13 protein-coding genes are annotated in these 18,194 nt (G+C 58.2%); 12 read left to right on the top strand and 1 reads right to left on the bottom strand.

Translation table 11 applies throughout. The features are described from left to right. Positions 1–86: 86 nt before the first annotated feature. Positions 87–485, top strand: coding sequence for a hypothetical protein (locus tag ACP8MI_RS06785; protein WP_126843696.1), 399 nt, complete (start codon positions 87–89; stop codon positions 483–485). Here the strand turns inward: ACP8MI_RS06785 and ACP8MI_RS06780 are convergent. Next, positions 482–1,606 carry a glycerate kinase gene (locus ACP8MI_RS06780; protein WP_126843697.1) on the bottom strand — a complete coding sequence of 375 codons (1,125 nt, stop codon included), beginning with the start codon at positions 1,604–1,606 and terminating at the stop codon, positions 482–484. The two genes, ACP8MI_RS06785 and ACP8MI_RS06780, sit on opposite strands and share 4 nt — an antisense overlap. Positions 1,607–1,878: 272 nt before the next feature. On the opposite strand from ACP8MI_RS06780, the gene gdhA reads away from it, so the two are divergent. The 11 genes from gdhA to ACP8MI_RS06725 all read left to right on the top strand — a co-directional run bounded on the left by gdhA (position 1,879) and on the right by ACP8MI_RS06725 (position 18,194). Next, the gene (gdhA, locus tag ACP8MI_RS06775; protein ID WP_126843698.1) at positions 1,879–3,222 is read left to right on the top strand and encodes an NADP-specific glutamate dehydrogenase; all 1,344 of its coding nucleotides are present in this window, start codon (positions 1,879–1,881) and stop codon (positions 3,220–3,222) included. Positions 3,223–3,345: 123 nt separating this feature from the next. Further along, positions 3,346–4,062, top strand: coding sequence for an SPFH domain-containing protein (locus ACP8MI_RS06770; RefSeq protein WP_126843816.1), 717 nt, complete (start codon positions 3,346–3,348; stop codon positions 4,060–4,062). Positions 4,063–4,092: 30 nt separating this feature from the next. Further along, entirely contained in the window at positions 4,093–4,638 is a 546-nt protein-coding gene (locus tag ACP8MI_RS06765; RefSeq protein ID WP_126843699.1) for a YceD family protein, read from the top strand. Continuing rightward, positions 4,631–5,392, top strand: coding sequence for a ribonuclease III (gene rnc, locus ACP8MI_RS06760; protein ID WP_284606967.1), 762 nt, complete (start codon positions 4,631–4,633; stop codon positions 5,390–5,392). The genes ACP8MI_RS06765 and rnc overlap by 8 nt, the downstream gene beginning before the upstream one ends. A 3-nt stretch (positions 5,393–5,395) precedes the next feature. Further along, complete coding sequence (gene mutM, locus ACP8MI_RS06755) at positions 5,396–6,268, top strand: bifunctional DNA-formamidopyrimidine glycosylase/DNA-(apurinic or apyrimidinic site) lyase (RefSeq protein WP_126843701.1); 873 nt, start codon at positions 5,396–5,398, stop codon at positions 6,266–6,268. An 18-nt stretch (positions 6,269–6,286) separates the two neighbouring features. Beyond that, positions 6,287–7,768: an alanine/glycine:cation symporter family protein gene (locus ACP8MI_RS06750; protein WP_049148507.1), complete on the top strand. Its 1,482-nt coding sequence runs from the start codon at positions 6,287–6,289 to the stop codon at positions 7,766–7,768. Positions 7,769–7,797: 29 nt separating this feature from the next. Then, positions 7,798–11,274 (top strand): chromosome segregation protein SMC, encoded by a 3,477-nt coding sequence (gene smc, locus ACP8MI_RS06745; protein WP_490290626.1) that lies wholly within the window; start codon positions 7,798–7,800, stop codon positions 11,272–11,274. 23 nt (positions 11,275–11,297) lie between these two features. After that, a complete protein-coding gene (locus tag ACP8MI_RS06740; RefSeq protein WP_490290625.1) occupies positions 11,298–12,176 on the top strand; it encodes a glycine betaine ABC transporter substrate-binding protein in 879 nt (292 codons plus the stop codon). Then, positions 12,176–13,711, top strand: a complete 1,536-nt coding sequence (locus tag ACP8MI_RS06735; RefSeq protein ID WP_284572697.1) for an HNH endonuclease signature motif containing protein — start codon at positions 12,176–12,178, stop codon at positions 13,709–13,711. Before ACP8MI_RS06740 ends, ACP8MI_RS06735 begins: the two co-directional genes overlap by 1 nt. Beyond that, on the top strand, positions 13,674–15,356 hold the full coding sequence (gene ftsY / locus ACP8MI_RS06730; RefSeq protein ID WP_249605886.1) for a signal recognition particle-docking protein FtsY: 1,683 nt from the start codon (positions 13,674–13,676) through the stop codon (positions 15,354–15,356). The genes ACP8MI_RS06735 and ftsY overlap by 38 nt, the downstream gene beginning before the upstream one ends. Before the next feature lie 24 nt (positions 15,357–15,380). Continuing rightward, on the top strand, positions 15,381–18,194 hold the full coding sequence (locus ACP8MI_RS06725; RefSeq protein WP_018119800.1) for a DUF4040 family protein: 2,814 nt from the start codon (positions 15,381–15,383) through the stop codon (positions 18,192–18,194).

The raw sequence follows: 18,194 nt of genomic DNA, 5'->3' as shown, positions 1-18,194 counted from the left end.
GCCAGGTAACGTCGGCAAGAAAACCGTGAATAACGGCACACGTATGCTTCTAGGCAACGCAAAATAATGAGGGTAGGCTTATCGCTATGCCAACAATTCAGTTTGACGTTCTCATCCCCGCAGAGCCAGCACAACGGCTGCGTGAAAACTACGAGCTTGCCTGCGATAAACTCGTGAAATCCGAGATGCTGAAATCGGCGAAGCTGTCCTTCGATGACAACCCGAAAGTCGCCGACGACATTGTAGAACAACTACACCGCATCTACGAGGACGAGCACAACGACGACGAACTCGAAGACGGCGCCATGCACCGCTACCGCTTCGAGGTCGACGGGGTGAAAGGCTCAGTCAACCAGTTGACCATGGCGCTGTCTCGCTTTTTAACCCCAGAAGCACCACTACCGAATGACCGGGTGCTGCTTGAAAATGAGCAAGCTTACGAGCAGCCCGCCACCTACCCGTGGACGGTTAACATTTTCCGTTAGCGGGAGCGCTCCTGAAACTTCCGGGCGATCTCTGCCCCCGCAGCGCGTAGCTGCTCCGCCACATCCTTACCGGGTGCAAGCTGCACGCTGAGCACATTTTCGCCCGGCTTGGTGCTGAACTCTGCAGCGGCAATAGCCAATACTGGGGCGGTATCGTCGTCATCGTTGCCGTTATGGTGCCGTGCTGTATCGACCAGCTGTGAGATCTGGCTAATGACCTTGCCGCGGCCAGACTGCTCATCAAAGCCGCCCTCACCGGTAATCACGAGATCCGCCTGGGCAATAGCGTCGGGAAGGCCCAATTCCTGGGCAACGACCGCAGCACCGGGCAATAAATGCACGTGATCATTCGTCCCGTAAATCAGCCGCGACAACCAGATCAACCCCACCGGTGTGGCGCCAGCAGCCCCCATAAATTCCGCATCCGAGTCCACGTCGGTGATGTCACATAACCGGGCGAGTGCGGTATCCAAGTGCGCAACCTGCTCGTCATTGGCGCCTTTTTGGCGGGCAAATACCTCGGCACTGCCATTCGGGCCACAAGCTGGCGCAGTGGTATCAGCCAACAACACGAATTCCATTCCCGCGGCGGCGACGTTCAGATTAGCTGTATCAATGTGTTCTAAACGATCCAGCGGCCCGCCGCCTTTCGGTAGGGGATAGCCACGCTTGTCATGTGGGGCGGCACCCAGCGCAACCAGGATGCCCATTCCGCCATCGGTGGTGGCAGACCCACCCAACCCGAGAACAACGCGCTGTGCGCCGCGGGTTTGCGCATCCGCGATCAGCACCCCAGTGCCGTAGGTATCAGCGGTCAGCGCATCGAGTTTATCGGCAACTGCAGGTAGGCCGGACGCTGCCGCGATATCGATATACGCGGTTTTTGTGGCGCGGTCGTAACGATAGCTGGCTTCGGTCAGGCGCCCGGCGGCATCCGTCGTCGGCAAGGTGATGGTGTCACCGGAAAACCGAGCAGCGGTTCCTTCGCCGCCGTCGGCCATGCCAAAGGTGGTGATGGTGGCATTGGGGAGAACCTCGGCGACGCCGTCGGCAAGCCACGTGGCCGCTTGGTCCGAGGTAGCGAATCCTTTGTACGAATCCGGGGCGATAACGATATTCATGTCAGTCAGATTAACCGAGCCGCGATTGCGTGAGACGGCGGCCTGGTCGGTGGTGGGGGATTGGGGTAATACCTGTCGAACGGCCGTCGAAAAACGTCAGGCTAGCGGTGTGATGCGTTGTTGCATGATGGCGCATTGCACACTTATGGGGGTAGGTTCCAATAGGATGACCGGTATGTTTCCGGATTGTCTTTGCCGTTGGTTGCGAAATGTCTCACGTGAGTGAAAACTAAAAAATGTTGGTGCAACCCACAAGAAAGGTCACAGAGATCATGAACGTCGAAAAGCAAGTCAACGGTTACTACGAGCGTTTGCTCGAGCGTAACGCCGGCGAGCCAGAATTCCACCAGGCGCTGGCAGAGGTTATGGACTCCCTCAAGATCGTTCTAGAAAAGGATCCGGAATACGCCAACTACGGCCTCATCGAGCGTCTGTGTGAGCCCGAACGCCAGCTCATGTTCCGCGTGCCATGGACCGATGACAATGGTGAAGTGCAGGTGAACCGTGGTTTCCGCGTGCAGTTTAACTCCGCGCTGGGGCCATACAAGGGTGGCCTGCGTTTCCACCCATCGGTCAACCTGTCCATCATTAAGTTCCTGGGCTTCGAACAGATCTTCAAAAACTCCCTCACTGGCCTGCCCATCGGTGGCGGCAAGGGTGGCTCGGACTTCGATCCTAAGGGCCGTTCCGACGCCGAGATCATGCGTTTCTGCCAGGCGTTCATGACTGAACTGCACCGCCACATCGGCGAATACCGCGACGTTCCGGCCGGTGATATCGGGGTTGGTGCTCGCGAGATTGGCTTCCTTTTTGGCCAGTACCGCCGTTTGGCTAACCAACACGAATCCGGCACCCTGACCGGCAAGGGCCTGACCTGGGGCGGTTCCCTGGTGCGTACTGAAGCGACCGGTTACGGCGTCGTCTACATCACCAAAGAAGCGATGAACCACTTCGGTGACAGCTTCGAAGGCTCCAAGGTCATCATCTCTGGTTCCGGTAACGTCGCCATCTACGCTGCACAGAAGGTGCAAGAACTTGGCGGCACCGTCGTGGCTATGTCGGACTCGTCCGGTTATATTTCCACCCCGAATGGCGTAGACGTCGACAAGCTGCGCGATATCAAGGAAAACCGTCGCGAGCGCATCCACGTCTATGCCGATGAAGTAGACGGCGTGACCTTCCACGACGGCGGCAACATCTGGGAAGAATCCGGCGACGTCGCACTGCCATGCGCCACCCAGAACGAGCTGGACGAAGACGACGCGAAGCGCCTGACCGAGGCCGGTGTGAAATACGTTGCCGAGGGTGCCAACATGCCATGTACCCCAGAGGCGGCTCACTACTTCCAGTCCAAGGACGTTGCTTTCATCCCGGGTAAGGCTGCCAACGCTGGTGGTGTTGCTACCTCCGCGCTGGAGATGCAGCAAAACGCTACTCGTGACTCCTGGTCCTTCGAATACACCGATGAGCGCCTGCAGCAGATCATGGCGAATATCTTCCAGTCCATCTCGAAGACAGCCAAGACCTACGGCCGCGAAGGCGATTACGTTGCTGGCGCCAACATCGCGGGCTTCAAGAAGGTTGCCGACGCCATGCTGGCACAGGGCGTTATTTAAACTGGGCGTTATATCTAAGCAGGGCGTTATTTAATAGCCATCTGGTAGGCCGATCCGGGTCTGTCACGTTCACACCGACGTGGCAGACCCGTTCGCATATCCAGCTCGTTTAAGATGGCAATTATGTACCGTGTCTTTGAAGCGCTTGATGAACTAGTCCAACACGTCGAGCAAGGCTATGGCGTGCCAATGACCTCCAACTGTATGGTGCCCCGCAATGACATGCTGGCCCTGTTGGATGACCTCCGCAATGCCCTGCCGACGGAAATTGACGACGCGCAGGATGTGCTGGATAACCGCAACGAGATCCTCACCGGAGCCGAAGAGCGCGCGAATCAAATCGTCGATGATGCGCAGGCTGATGCCGACGATATTCTTGCCGACGCCCAGACTCGCGCAACCGACATGGTTGATCGCGCGGAGGCCGACGCCGAAGCAATGACCACCCGCGCCCGCGATGAGGCAGAAGACACCGTCACCCGTGCCCGTGACGAAGCCGAACGCCTGGTTGCCGAAGGTAATGCCTCGTACCAGCGCAGCGTGGACGAAGGAATGGCAGAACAACAGCGTTTGGTCTCTGAGGCAGAGGTCGTGCGGCGCTCCGAAGAAGAAGCTCAGCGCATCGTGTCCACGGCACACGCGGATTCGCAGCAGTTGCGTACCGAATGCGATGACTACATCGATGCTCGCCTGGGCGAATTCGAAGACAACCTCAATGGCGTATTACGCACCGTCACCCGTGACCGTGCTGCCCTGCGTCGCGGTGCGGGAGCCGGAGGGGCAGTAAGTGCCAATGGGCGCAGTGCTCGCCGCTGGGAAGAACCCGGCGAAACCTACTAATTACCCTGGGCCGGTATGCTAGGACGAGTTATGACATCACCATTTGTTTTCGACGTCAAAGCGCTGCTTACCCAGCAGCAGAGCCCAGAACAGACCACGCACACCGGACCGGCACCACGACGCATCGGTGCGGAAATGCTCGCCATCGAAGAAGGCGCGGAAGTCACCATCGATGCTGTGCTGCATTCGTTGGGGTCCGGCATCATGGCCGACGCTGATGTGAGCGCCGTGCTCCGCGGCGAGTGCTCGCGTTGCCTGAGCCCGTTGGAACGTCCAATGACCGTCCGTATCAGTCAGGTTTTTTCGGCGGATGATGATTTCATCACCGGTGATGCCGAAGACGATGAGGACGAGGGCTCAGGGGATGAAATCCCACAGGTCAGCCACGAAGACACCATTGATCTTCTGCAAACCCTCACCGATGAGTTGGTAGTTGCCTTGCCATTTAATCCGGTGTGTGAGGGCGGCTGCCCCGACGATTCCCTTACCCCAGAACCAGATGGGGTATCAGGCGAAGAAGATGCACAGGAACGAATCGATCCGCGTTGGGCGGGGCTGGAGAAATTCCGTGACTAGATCGAACAAGAAAACCCGGCTCACTGGGGAACAAGCCCTGGCAGAGGCTTTTGCTGCGGTCGACCACACGCCGCTGCTATCCCAGCTGGGTGTGGAACTCTCCGATGAATACCTCTGCTTGGCGCTGACGCACCGTTCGTTTGCTAATGAAAACGGCACGCTGCCGAACAACGAACGCCTGGAATTTCTTGGCGACGCCGTGCTGGGCTTATCCATTGCCGCGAAGCTGTATGAGCGCCACCCGGACCGGCCGGAATCAGATATTTCAAAAATGCGTGCGTCGATCGTTTCGCGCTATGGGCTTGCCGACGTCGCCCGCGAGATCAACCTGGGCCCGCATATCTTGCTGGGTAAAGGAGAAAAGCTTACCCACGGCGGTGACAAGGACTCTATCCTTGCAGACACCACAGAGGCACTACTCGGCGCGATTTATCGGCAGCATGGTTTTGACACCGCCCGGGAAGTGATTTTGCGGTTGTTCGACTCCAAGATCGTGGGTGCATCAGCCCGCAACCGCACCTTGGATTGGAAAACGACGCTGCAAGAAATGTTGGCGGAAGCGAAGCTGCCGATGGCGGTCTATTCCGATGAACGTACCGGCCCGGACCATGAGCTGACGTTTTATGTCACTGCCACCGTCGGCCAGACAGAAGTTGGCCACGGCGAAGGACCGAATAAGAAGACGGCCGAGCAGCAGGCGGCACGTCAGGCTTGCGAGTTGGTGCAGGCAAACCCTGACGCTATCAAGGTCTAGCCCGTGCCAGAGTTACCTGAGGTCGAAGTTGTGCGCTCTGGTTTGGCCGAGCACACCACCGGCGCGCGGTTTGGCAAAGTCGAGGTTCTGCACCCTAGGGCCAACCGCGGGCAAGAATTCCCGTTGGCCGGGCTGCTGCAGGATGCGGTGATTAAGCGCTGGTGCCGACGCGGGAAATTCCTGTGGGCAGAGCTTGCCGACGGCCAGGCGCTATACGTGCACCTGGGGATGAGCGGGCAGATGCTGGTTGGCAAGCCAGGGCAGGTGCAGTCGAAACACCTGCGGATTCGCGCGGAGCTGGAAGTGCCGACGAGGCTCGTCGGCGACGGTAGCGCTGGGCCGGGCGTCGTCAAGCGCGAGCTTGCCTTCGTCGACCAGCGGACTTTCGGCCGTTGGTTAGTATGCGAGTTTTCAGGTGAACGCCCTGATCTGCCAGAACCAGCAGCGCACATCGCCCCGGATCCGTTTAGCCCGGATTTTGACGCGGTGGCAGCGGCCCGAGCGTTGCGTAAGCGTCGTTCTGCGGTGAAATCCGTGCTGTTGAACCAAGAGGTTATCTCCGGAATTGGCAATATTTATGCCGATGAAGCGCTTTGGGCCGCGCGCATTCACCCGGCACGGCCTGCGAATAAGCTATTACAACGTGAAGCGGTGGCTTTGGTGGAAGCGGCGCGCGATGTCATGGCGCGGGCGCTAGAAGCAGGTGGAACAAGCTTCGACGCCTTATACGTCAATGTCAATGGCGGTAGCGGTTATTTTGAACGCTCACTGAACGCTTATGGCCAAACCGGAAAACCATGCCGACGCTGCGGGAATGAGATCACCAGAATCGTGATTAACAAACGCTCGTGTCACTTTTGTGCAGTGTGCCAATGACACTATAGAGTGCAAGCTATGAACTTCCTGGAAAGCGTTGAAGCCGTCATCGTTAAGTTCAACGACGGCATTTGGGCAATCATCCCGTGGTTGCTGATTGCATCTGGTGTCTACTTCGCTGTGCGCACAAGCGGCGTGCAGATCACCAAACTCGGCGACATGTTCCGTTCGCTCGGGGAAGGGCCAAAGGGTAAAGGCAAGAACCTAGACCCTGAATACGGCGGCATCTCCGCTTTCAAAGCATTTACTATTTCTGCGGCTTCCCGTGTCGGTACCGGCAATATCGCCGGCGTAGCTGTGGCCATCACCATCGGTGGCCCTGGCGCAGTGTTTTGGATGTGGATCATCGCCATCGTCGGTGGCGCGACCGCCTTCATTGAGGCCACGCTGGCGCAGCTGTGGAAAACCAAGGAATCCAGCGGCAACTACCGCGGCGGCCCGGCGTACTACATGACCCGCGGTTTGGGCTTTAAGCCATTGGCCGCGGTGTTCTCGGTCGCCTTGGCTTTCACCTTCGGCTTTGTCTATAACGCTTTCCAGTCGAATGCGATCGTCGATACCATGTCCACCTCCCTGGGACTGGAAGGTTGGGTTTTCAACCTGATCATCGGTATCATCTTGGCCGCGATTTCTTCGGTGGTGATTTTCGGTGGCGTGCAGCGCATCGCGAACTTCACCCAGGTTATCGTGCCATTCATGGCAGGCTTGTACGTGATTATCGGCCTGGTAGTCATCATCATCAACATCAACGAAGTTCCAGGGATGATCGGCCACATCATTGGCCACGCATTCGGTGTTACTGAGGTGGTTGGTGCCACCGTCGGTGCTGCGTTCTCACACGGTATGCGCCGTGGTCTCTTCTCCAACGAGGCCGGACAAGGTTCTGCACCGAATGCGGCGGCCACCGCAACCGTTTCCCACCCGGTGAAACAAGGCTTGGTGCAGACTCTGGGCGTCTACTTCGACACCCTGCTGGTCTGCTCGATCACTGCTTTCATCATCCTGCTGGGCGGAGACCACAAGTACGGGCTGGATAACATCGAAGGTGCTGCGCTGACTCAAACCGCGCTGGCTAACGAGGTCGGTAACTGGGGCATCCACATCGTCACCTTCATCATCTTCTGCCTGGCGTTCTCCTCGGTTCTGGGTAACTACTACCTGGCACAAACAAACCTGCAGTACTTGACGGAATCGCCCAAGATTCTCAATGGATTCCGCGTTGGTGTGCTGGCCTTCATCATCATCGGCTCGGTTACCAGCATCCCAGTCGTGTTCGCCCTGGCCGATACTTTCGCCGCGACGATGGTGGTGCTGAACCTGATCGCTATCGTTCCGTTGGGTGGTGTCGCACTCAAGCTGCTGAAGAACTACAACCAGCAAAAACGTCGCGGCCAAGACCCAGTATTCCACCGCGATATGTTGCCGGGCCTGAAAAACGTGGAAGCCTGGGACGGTTCCGATCCGGTGACTCGCCGCAGCGAAGAAGATGCGCTGAAATAGGCCATCGAGGTTCGTTACACGCGTAATTTATGCACTTAAAAGCGCTGACCCTGAAAGGGTTTAAGTCGTTCGCCTCGGCGACGACGATGAAGTTCGAGCCCGGCATCTGTGCAGTTGTCGGGCCTAACGGCTCTGGCAAATCGAATGTGGTTGACGCGCTGGCCTGGGTCATGGGGGAAGGCAGCGCGAAAACTCTGCGTGGCGGCAAGATGCAAGACGTCATCTTCGCTGGTGCAGGTGATCGTAAACCATTGGGGCGTGCGGAAGTCACGCTGACCATCGACAATGCTGACGGCCAATTGCCAATCGAGTACACCGAGGTCAGCCTGACCCGGCGAATGTTTCGTGATGGGGCCAGCGAATACGAAATCAACGGCGCCAAAGCGCGGCTGGCCGATATCCAAGAATTATTGTCTGATTCTGGCATCGGGCGCGAGATGCACGTCATCGTTGGCCAGGGCAAGCTCTCGGAAATTCTGGAATCGAAACCAGAAGAACGCCGCGCGTATATTGAAGAAGCCGCCGGTGTGTTGAAGCACCGACGGCGTCGGGAAAAAGCCCAACGCAAACTCACCGGGATGCAGGCCAACTTGGACCGGCTGCAGGATCTTACCGACGAGCTATCGAAACAGCTCAAGCCGCTGGCACGCCAAGCCGAGACTGCACGCAAAGCTGCGACTGTGCAGGCAGAAGTGCGTGAGGCCCGGTTGGTGCTGGCCGGCGAGAAGATCGTGCGGTTGCGCGGGCAAGCAGAACAGGCCGCAGCCACAGCCGAAGAACTTCGTGCCCGGGTGGATACCAATCAGGAACACCTGGAAGAAGCAGAATCCCGCCAATCCGAAGCCGAAGCGCAGCTCTCGCAGGTCACCCCAGCAGAACAAACAGCACAAAACCTGTGGTTTCGCCTGTCTGCGCTGAGTGAGCGCATAGCCGCTACCGTGCGGATTGCCGCCGACCGTGCCCGCAATACCGGAAATATCACACCATATTCTGGGCAGGACCCGGATGACCTGGAAGCCCGCGCGCTGCGTGCAGACGAGGAACACGAGGAACTCGTGGAGGCCGCTGAGGTTGCGGCGGAGGAGCTCGAAGAGATCCGCGAGGAAGTCGCCGAGCTTAACGAGACGGTGCAGGCTGCCGAACGCGAACACTTGGCGCGATTGCGCGCAGAATCTGATCGACGCGAAGGCGTGGTGCGCCTTGTCGCAGAAGAAGAATCGATTGCGCAGCAACTGGCCAGTGCCCGCGAGAATTTGGCGCGTGCAGAAGAAACTGGGACGGAAGCTCGCGCGCGCCTGCGGGAAGTACGTGCGGAAGCCCGCGACTGGGCGTCGAAAACCAAGGACTTGCGCGGGCAGCGGGAAAATCTGGCGGGGCGTGCGCAGCAGGCCAACTCGGAATCGAAGGCTGCCGAGCAGCGCTTGGACGAGCTACGCGAAAACCAGCGGGAACGCGAGCGCGTGGTCTATACCCTGCAATCACGCATCGACACGTTGCAGGCGCAGGCACCACAACAAGACATCCGCGAACACCTGGATGATTCTTGGCGTGACCTGGTGGATCTCGTGCGTGCGGATGCCGGATGGGAAGCTGCGCTTTCTGCCGCCTTGGGTGATTACGCGAAAGCATTGGCTGGTCCCGTTTCGGCCGAGTTGCTTGCTGGTGCGGGTGATTCCACGCGCGCGGTATTGGTGGATACCAGCCGCGACGGTGCTGCGTGGCACGTGGATACCGCAGTGCAGGCCGAGTGGTTGGTCGATCACATCACCGTTGACTCTTCGGTGGCAGTGGCGGTCGGCCGGGTGCTTGCCGACGTCGTCGTGGCCGAAGACTATGCGGCCGCGGTAGAGCTGATTGCCGAAGACCCACGATTGCGGGCGGTCACCCGCGACGGGCTGTTGGTTGGTGAAGGCTGGGTCGAAGTTGGCTCACACGCGGGTTCGGCGGTGGAGCGAAGCTCAGAGGTCGCGAAGGCCCAGCAGGGTTTGCGCGTTGCACAAGCCGAGTTAGAACAGCTGTCCGGCACGATCGAAGGCGCCAAGCAATCCGCGGAAGAAGCCCGCCTGGATTCCGCGCACCATGGTGCGGCATTGCGCGAACACGATACAGATATTCAATCCGCAGAGCGGGAAGAACAACGCGTGCGCCAGCAGGTGGAACGCTATACCCGCGAATACGAGACCGCTGCCGAACGCGCCGAGCAGGCACGCGCGCGCAGCGAAAAGCTGGAAACCCAACACCGGGAGGTCAGCGACCGGCTCGCGCGCGTCGACAAGCACGGTGGTGCCGCCGGGGCTGACGGTGTAGGCGAGGTGGACGAAGAAACTGACTCTCTGGCCCAGCAGCGGCAGGAGGCACAAGCCGCGTTATCTGCGGCCAAAGCGCGGGAGATGGATGCTGCGGTGGCGGCACGCAGTGCGCAAGACCGGGCTGGGCAGGCGCAAGGAAAAGGCGATGCGCTGCGTCGGCAAGCAGAACACGAGCGGGTGGCCAAGCGCAGGCACGAGCAAGCGATGGCGCGGCGCAAGCAGCAGGCAGAGTTGGCCGAAGCGGTGCTGGGGCATGCGCGGGAGATTGCGGATCGGGCCGAGGACGCGACCGACCAGGCTGCGCGTCGTCGTGATGAGCTGACTGCCCGGCGCACTGAGACGACTACCCGGTTGAATGCGGTGCGCTCGGAAGTGTCCGCGGCGCGGCGGGCGTTGGATGCGGCGACGAAGGAATTCCACCAAGCCGACATGGAAGCCTCGCAGGCATCCGTGCGCGTGGAAGAAGCCGAGAATAAAGCAGGCGAGCAATTGGGTATTGCGATCGAGGACCTGGTGCGCGAGTACAGCCCCGGTGAGGATTTCGACCGGGCGGCAGAAACTAAAAGGCTCAAGCGTGCTGAAAAGGACTTGGGGGCTTTAGGCAAGGTCAACCCGCTGGCGCTTGAGGAATTCAAAGCGATGGAGGAACGCTACAACTATCTGTCGCAACAGCTCGACGACGTCATCCAGACTCGGCACGACCTGCAAAATATGATCGCGGACGTCGACCAGCAAATTCTGGAGTTGTTTACTCAGGCATGGAAAGACGTGGAAGCGGAATTCCCGCGCGTGTTCGCCACGCTGTTTCCGGGTGGCGAGGCGCGCTTGCTGTTGACCGAGCCAGACGACATGCTCACCACGGGTATCGAGGTGGAAGCCCGGCCGCCGGGTAAGAAAGTGAAGCGGCTGTCGCTGCTATCCGGTGGTGAGAAATCGTTGACCGCACTGGCGATGCTGGTGGCGATTTTTCGGGCCCGCCCGTCGCCGTTTTATGTGATGGACGAGGTGGAAGCAGCGCTGGATGATGTGAATCTGCGACGGCTGCTGGCGTTGTTTGAGGAGCTGCGTAAGGATTCGCAGCTGATTGTGATCACGCACCAGAAGCCGACGATGGATGTCGCGAACGTGCTCTATGGCGTGACGATGCGCTCAGACGGTATTACGCATGTGCTTTCGCAGCGCTTGGCGCGCGGGTAGCAGGCGGCACGTAGACTAGCGGTGTGAAAAAGAAAATAGCATTTGTATCCATGCTGGCGGCTGCTTCGGTGGCGCTGGCGGCGTGTTCGAACGAATCTGCTGAGGGGGATGACAAGGAACTAACCCTCGGTTATATGACAGCGTGGAGCGATATGCTGCTCATGGCCAACTTGATCGAGCATGTCGCTTCCGAGCACGGCTATAGTTTCGAGCACACAGAGGTCAACGATGTCGCGGCGGTGTATACGGCCGTGTCCAATGGCGATATTGATATTGTGCCGTCGAGCTGGCCGGAACGCACCAACAAAGATCAGTGGGAGCGTTTCAAAGACAATATTGAAGACGTCGGGGTTTTCTTCCCCAATGCCCGATTGACCTTGGCTGTTCCCGAATATAGCGAGCTGGATTCCATCGAGGATTTGGTTGGTGCGGAAGCGCGTTTCGACGGCGATATCATCGGAATCGAAGCTGGCTCTGGCGCGGTTAATGTCGTACAAAACGAGGTCATGCCGGAATACGGTTTGGACTCGTACACGTTGAAAACCTCGTCGACTCCCGCCATGTTGGCTGAGCTGGACGACGCGATCGCTGAACACCGCGATGTTGTGGTGACTTTGTGGCGGCCGTACTGGGCGAATAATTCCTACCCGGTGAAGGATTTGGCTGACCCGAAGGGTGCGCTGGGGGAGCCGGAAGGCTTGCACACCCTGGCGCGGCCGGACTTTTCCGCCGCGCACCCGGAGTTGGCGCAATGGATTTCTGAGATTTCGCTGTCTGACGAGGAATATGGTGCGCTCGAGGATCTGCTGCTGAACAAGTATGACGAGGGCGAAGAGCAAAAAGCGATTGCTGAGTGGATCGAACAATACGGCGATTCTCTTCCTGCCTGGCCTGGGCAATAGTGTGGGAATGCCGCACGAAGGGCTCGTCTTCTCCGGTTGCGCAACGTTTAGCGTCGGGCGTCGACAAGATCGCCGCAGGATTTGCGGAGCTGCAAGAAACGCTTTTCGACAACGGTGCTCAGTTTTCTGACCTGCGAGACGCTTTTGAAAAGCTAGAAGTGGTGGCCGCAAAGAAAACCCTGTTGGATGCCTATTTCGCGCAGGCTGTGGTAGCCGCGGATGCTGGGCGCATCGTTGGATCTTCCAAGCCCATTCAGTACCTGATGCAAGTGCTTGGCCTGTCCCGTGCGCTGGCGCAAGGCCGTTTGGATCAGGCCGCGTTGCTTTTCGACGAGCCGTGCACCACTGTCGACGAGGACAAACTTGCATCGCTTGGTCTTGACGACGCTGAGCGGGGCGAGATTCGCGAACAGATGGATTCTCGTGATGACAATGCTCGTGCGGCCCAACATGACGTGCTACGTGCACACACCGACGCTGCGGTGCCGGAACATGTGCTCGCTGCTATTCGCCGCGAAGTAAAACACTTGCTGCCTTTCGCATTGGTATCGCAGGTGGAGGTTATGCGAGAAGCCATCGGGGAATATCACGATGGTCGTGGTCTCCGGGATTTGCGTGCATGGCTGGCCGAGCGCGTGTGGGAAGCCAATACAGAGGTCGATGATCGCGCGTTGTTACGCGGACGTGATGCAGCCTCTCGGCGCCGTGGTTTGCGGTTTTCCGAGCCAGATCGCTACGGTGGCGTGCGTTTTTCCGGCTACCTTGATGCCAAGCGTGCAGCCGTCGTCAAGGCTGTGCTTGGGTGCGGAACCAGTAAAGCCGATGAGTCGACGGACCCGCGTACGCTGGCGCAGCGCCGCGTCGACAAGCTTGCGGATCTCTGCGTTGATGTCGACCGTTACCGGCAAACACACAATGGTGGTGTGAGCAGCATTATTGTCACCACGACGGTGGCTGAAGTGGAAAACATGACGGGATCGACGTTGTTCACCACCGGAACTGGGGATCAGCTCACACCAGCCGATCTATTAGCTTTGCAAGCCGGAACACATGACTTCGTGGCCTTGACTGACAACAATGCGTCACTTCCGTTGGCGCTGGCGAAAGGCAAGCGCAGCGCAAGTTTGTATCAAAAGCTTGCGCTGGCAACGACGGAATTGACTTGTACTTACCCGGGATGCGCAGCGTATTGGTACGAATGCGATGTGCATCATCTGGATCCGTGGCTGGCAGGTGGTGTTACCGATATAGAGAATCTAACCCTTTTGTGCAGATCACATCATGTTGATAACAACGACAAACATGATGGGCACAACAATATGGGGCATGCAGAAAGAGATCCGGTAACCGGCAGAGTTGGGCACCGGTATGCCAACGGTAAATTCGCTACTAATGAGTCATCAGCAGCGAAGAAATCGTCAGGAGCGAAACTGCGTCGAGAGTCAGTGCGGGACAATTTTGGGGCTGCGCATGTAAAAAACAAGGAAGGCTGCCAGAATGGAGACCATGAATACTTCAGAATCATGGTGGGATAGTCTCGTTGATTTTGCGACAAACAATGCCGTCGCGTTTTGGGTGATCGTCGCCGCTGTTGTGCTGGCGCTGATCGTCATCATTGCGCTCATCGTTGGTACCAAGCGTAAAAAGTCGAAGACAGTCCGTTTCGGTGGTGAGGATGCCGAGGAACCGAAACAGCTGACGCAACAGCAAAAATCCGGTAATTACCAAGCCACCGGTGGTTTTAATTTTGCTTCTGGAGGGGCAGGCGAGAAGCAGCCAGTTGTTAAGCCGGAGCCACAAGAGCCGACAACTGAGCCACGTGAGCCGCGTGAGCCACTGGCGGAAGAAAAGCCGGAAGCACAAGAGCCGGTTGAAACACCGGATGAAGCGCATGCGGATGAGTCCGTTGTTGAATCTGCTGAGGTTGCAGAAGCTCGACCTGAAAAGGCTCAACCTGAAGCGGCTCAAGCTGAATCTGAAGCGCAGGATAAGAAAACAGAACCGGACACCGCGGAGCCGGTAGGGGAGCCCGCAGAAGACGCTGAAGAGACCGAACCGGAAACTTCGAGCGAGGCAAAGCCGGACGTCGAGTCCGAGCCCGTAGCCGAGCACGAAGCTGGGCCAGAACAGGTTGAGTCAGAAGAAGCTCAATCAGAAGAAGCTGAGCCTGCGCCGGAGCCAGCAGTAGAGCCTGCTGTGAAAGAAGACGCTGCGCCCAAAGCAGCAGACATTGCGTCCAAAGAAGACATTGCGCCGGCGGCGGGGCGTCTGTCGAAGCTGCGCGGGCGTCTATCTAAGTCGCAAAGCGCGATCGGGCAGGGCGTCCTGGGGCTTCTCACCGCAGGTGATCTGGACGAGGACGCCTGGGAAGAAATTGAAGACACCCTGATCATGGCGGATCTGGGAACCAACGCCACCATGAAAGTCACCGACTTGCTGCGCGACAAAATCGCAGAGCGTGGTGTGTCGAGTGAAGCCGAAGCCCGTGCGATGCTGCGTGAGGCTCTCATCGAAGTCGGTAAGCCAGAGATGGACCGCTCCATCAAAGCCATGCCGCACGACGGAAAGCCAGCCGTCGCCATGATCGTCGGCGTTAACGGCACAGGCAAAACGACGACCACGGGCAAACTCGGGCGCGTGTTGGTCGCCATGGGCCACGATGTTGTCTTTGGTGCCGCGGATACCTTCCGTGCGGCAGCGGCGGACCAACTGGAAACCTGGGGACGACGTGTGGGCGCAACCACCGTGCGTGGCGCTGAAGGAGCAGACCCAGCCTCGGTCGCCTTCGATGCAGTCGCCACCGGCGTCGACGAGGGCGTTGACGTGGTCTTGGTCGATACCGCAGGCCGCTTGCACACGTCGAATAACCTGATGGACCAGTTGGGCAAGGTCAAACGCGTCATCGAGAAGAAAGCGGAAGTCGACGAGGTTTTGCTGGTCATCGATGCGACCGTCGGCCAGAATGGTTTGGCGCAGGCTCGTGTATTCCGGGAGGTCGTCGACATCAGCGGCGTGGTGTTGACCAAGCTCGATGGCACCGCTAAGGGAGGCATTGTCTTCCAGGTGCAAGAAGAACTTGGTGTTCCGGTCAAACTCGTTGGCTTGGGCGAAGGTGCAGATGATTTGGCGCCGTTCGAAATCGAGTCTTTTGTCGACGCGCTCTTGGGAAATGAGCGTTAGCTGAACGTGATAACCTAAGCGACGATGATTTTTTCCTTATTAGCGCTACTCGGGGTGACGGTGGCCAGCGCCCCGCTGTGTTCGCGCCTACTAGGCCGAAACGCGGGTTGGGTGTTGGCGCTACCGCTAATCATTGCAACCGTTATGGCGGTTTCCGTCTACGACGGGGTACACACGGAATCAACGTCGTGGATACCGTCGTTGGGCGTGGACTTTAATATCCGCCTCGACGGTCTCTCGTTCGTTTTTTTGCTGTTGGTCTTGGTGATTGGTGCCGGGGTGTTGATGTATTCCACCCGCTACCTGCACCACAAGGACTCAGCGTTCTATTTCTTCATTACAGGCTTCGCAGCGGCGATGGCGTTGTTGGTGACCACCGATAACCTTTTCGTCTTCTATGTTGCTTGGGAAATGACGACGCTGTGTTCCTTCTTCCTTATCGGGAACTCCGGTGAGAAGGGGCATCAGCCAGCCATCCGTACCCTCCTGGTCACGGTGCTGGGTGGTCTGTTGCTGTTGACTGCCACCATCATCATGTCCGTATCGACGGGCACGATGCAGCTCAGTGAAGTCATTGCGTCCGATTACTGGGCGGACAACCCTGGAACCTTGACCGTAGTGGCCATCTTGGTCGCGGGTGCAGCGTTTACGAAGTCTGCACAATTCCCGTTCCAGGCTTGGTTGCCGGACTCGATGGTGGCTATCGCGCCGGTCTCGGCCTATCTGCACGCCGCAGCCATGGTCAAGGCTGGTATCTACTTGATTTTGCGCTATTCGCCACTGTTTGGCGAGGTAGCAATCTGGAATATCTTGCTGATCGTCTGCGGTTTGTTCACCGCTGCCTTCGGCGCCATGACGGCAGTGACCCGCGACGACCTGAAAGAATTGCTCGCATATTCCACAATGTCGCAGCTCGGCCTGTTGGTCGCCACCGTCGGTATCGGCACCGATGCTGCACTGACTGCAGCGATCGTGCACACCATTGCGCACGCCTGCTTCAAAGCCGCGCTGTTTATGTCGGTCGGTATCGTCGAACACGAATCGGGTACGCGGTCATACTCTGAGCTGCAACACGTGCGCACGAATATGCCAGTGACCAAGACCTTGGTCGTTATTGCCGCAACCTCGATGGCCGGAATTCCGCTGTTGTTCGGCTTCATCTCCAAAGAAGGTTTGATCGAGGCGGCGCTGGAGGCACCATTCGGCGATAACATGAACGTCCTCATCACCGCGGGCATTGTACTGACTTCGATGTTCACCTTTGTGTATTCCTTCAAATACATCATCGGTGTCTTCGGTGCAGGCAAGAAAGACGCGCAGGACGTGGAAAAGACAGTGCCAGAAGCCGCCTTGAGCTTCTGGATCATCCCCGCGTTGTTGGCTGCACTGACACTTGCGTTGGGTCTGTACCCGGGCGCGGTCGACGGTCTTGTCGACGATGCCGCGTTGGCGGTTACCGGTACCGATCAACACGTACACCTGGCTATTTGGCACGGATTCAATATGGCTCTGGGTATGTCGGCGCTGATCATCGTCGTCGGTGCCTTGCTGGTTCTCAACCGTGATCAGCTGTTCCGCGCCATGTCCGTATTCGGTGCCCCGGTCACCGGCCTCTACGTGGTGGAGTTCCTACGTCAAGGCATCATTAACACCGGTAATAAGTATTTCACTGCCGCAACCGGCACGACGTCGATGCGCCGCCACCTGGTGCTGCCGCTGCTTGGTGTTATCGCGCTGACTGTGATTGGCATCTTCACCCTGAACGATCTGCCAGAGGTCGTTGGCGAGCGGGCCTGGGCCATCGACTGGATTTTTGTGTTGCTCGTGGCAATGGGCTGTATGGCTACCGTGATGGCGAAATCTCGTCTGACTGTGGTGGTCGTGGTCTCGATCGCGGGCTTCGGCATGACGCTGTGGTTCTACATCTTGGGTGCTGCCGACGTGGCGAACACCCAGTTGACTGTCGAGATTCTGACCGTGTGCGTGCTGGTGCTGATTCTGCACCGGCTACCGGATCACTTCACCCCAGACACACGCCGTTCACACTTTTGGTCTATCGTGCTTTCGGTTGCCGTTGGTGTGTCCACCATGTTGGCGGTGCTGGCGCTGACCGGACGCCGCGAGATCTCCGATGTCTCGGAGTATTTCTTGCGCGAAACCGAAGAGCTCACGGGCGGTTCCAATATCGTCAACGTCATCCTGGTGGAATTCCGTGCCTTCGATACGTTGGGCGAGCTGACCGTGCTTGGCGTCGCCGGCATCGCAATCGCGGTGCTGTTGTCCAATAACCGTTTGCTGGCGGTCCACGACACGCACATGGATAAGGCTTCGCCGTTAATTGATGCACGCGCGAACTCTGTGTTCTTGCGCGCCACCACGAAGCTGGTCGGCCCAATTATCGTTGCATTATCGATTCTGCTGTTCTTCCGCGGGCACAACGAAGCCGGTGGTGGATTCGTTGCTGCGCTGATCGCATCGGCTGGATTCGCCTTGGTTTACCTGTCTGCACCATCCAACGCCGAAGCCAAGATCCGTCTGCCATATATGGCGTTGATTGGCGGCGGCATCACGATTGCCGTTGCCACCGGCCTGCTGGGCTTTATCGAAGGATCCTTCCTGAAACCTCTCGATACGCACATCTTGGGCATGCACTTGTCGACGGCGCTGTTGTTCGACCTTGGTGTGTACCTGGCGGTGATCGGTATGATCCTCGCCGCGTTCAACCTATTGGGTATGCCGCGGTTGAATTCCGACGAAGCTGATGCCCGCGAACCAGGAGCGGATGCGGATCTTGCAGACCGGTCCCTGGAAGCCGAACCTCAGGCAGAAAGGAACTAA

The sequence above is a fragment of the Corynebacterium sp. LaCa_70 genome (assembly GCF_058182015.1).
This window is presented reverse-complemented; position numbering and strand designations above follow the sequence as displayed.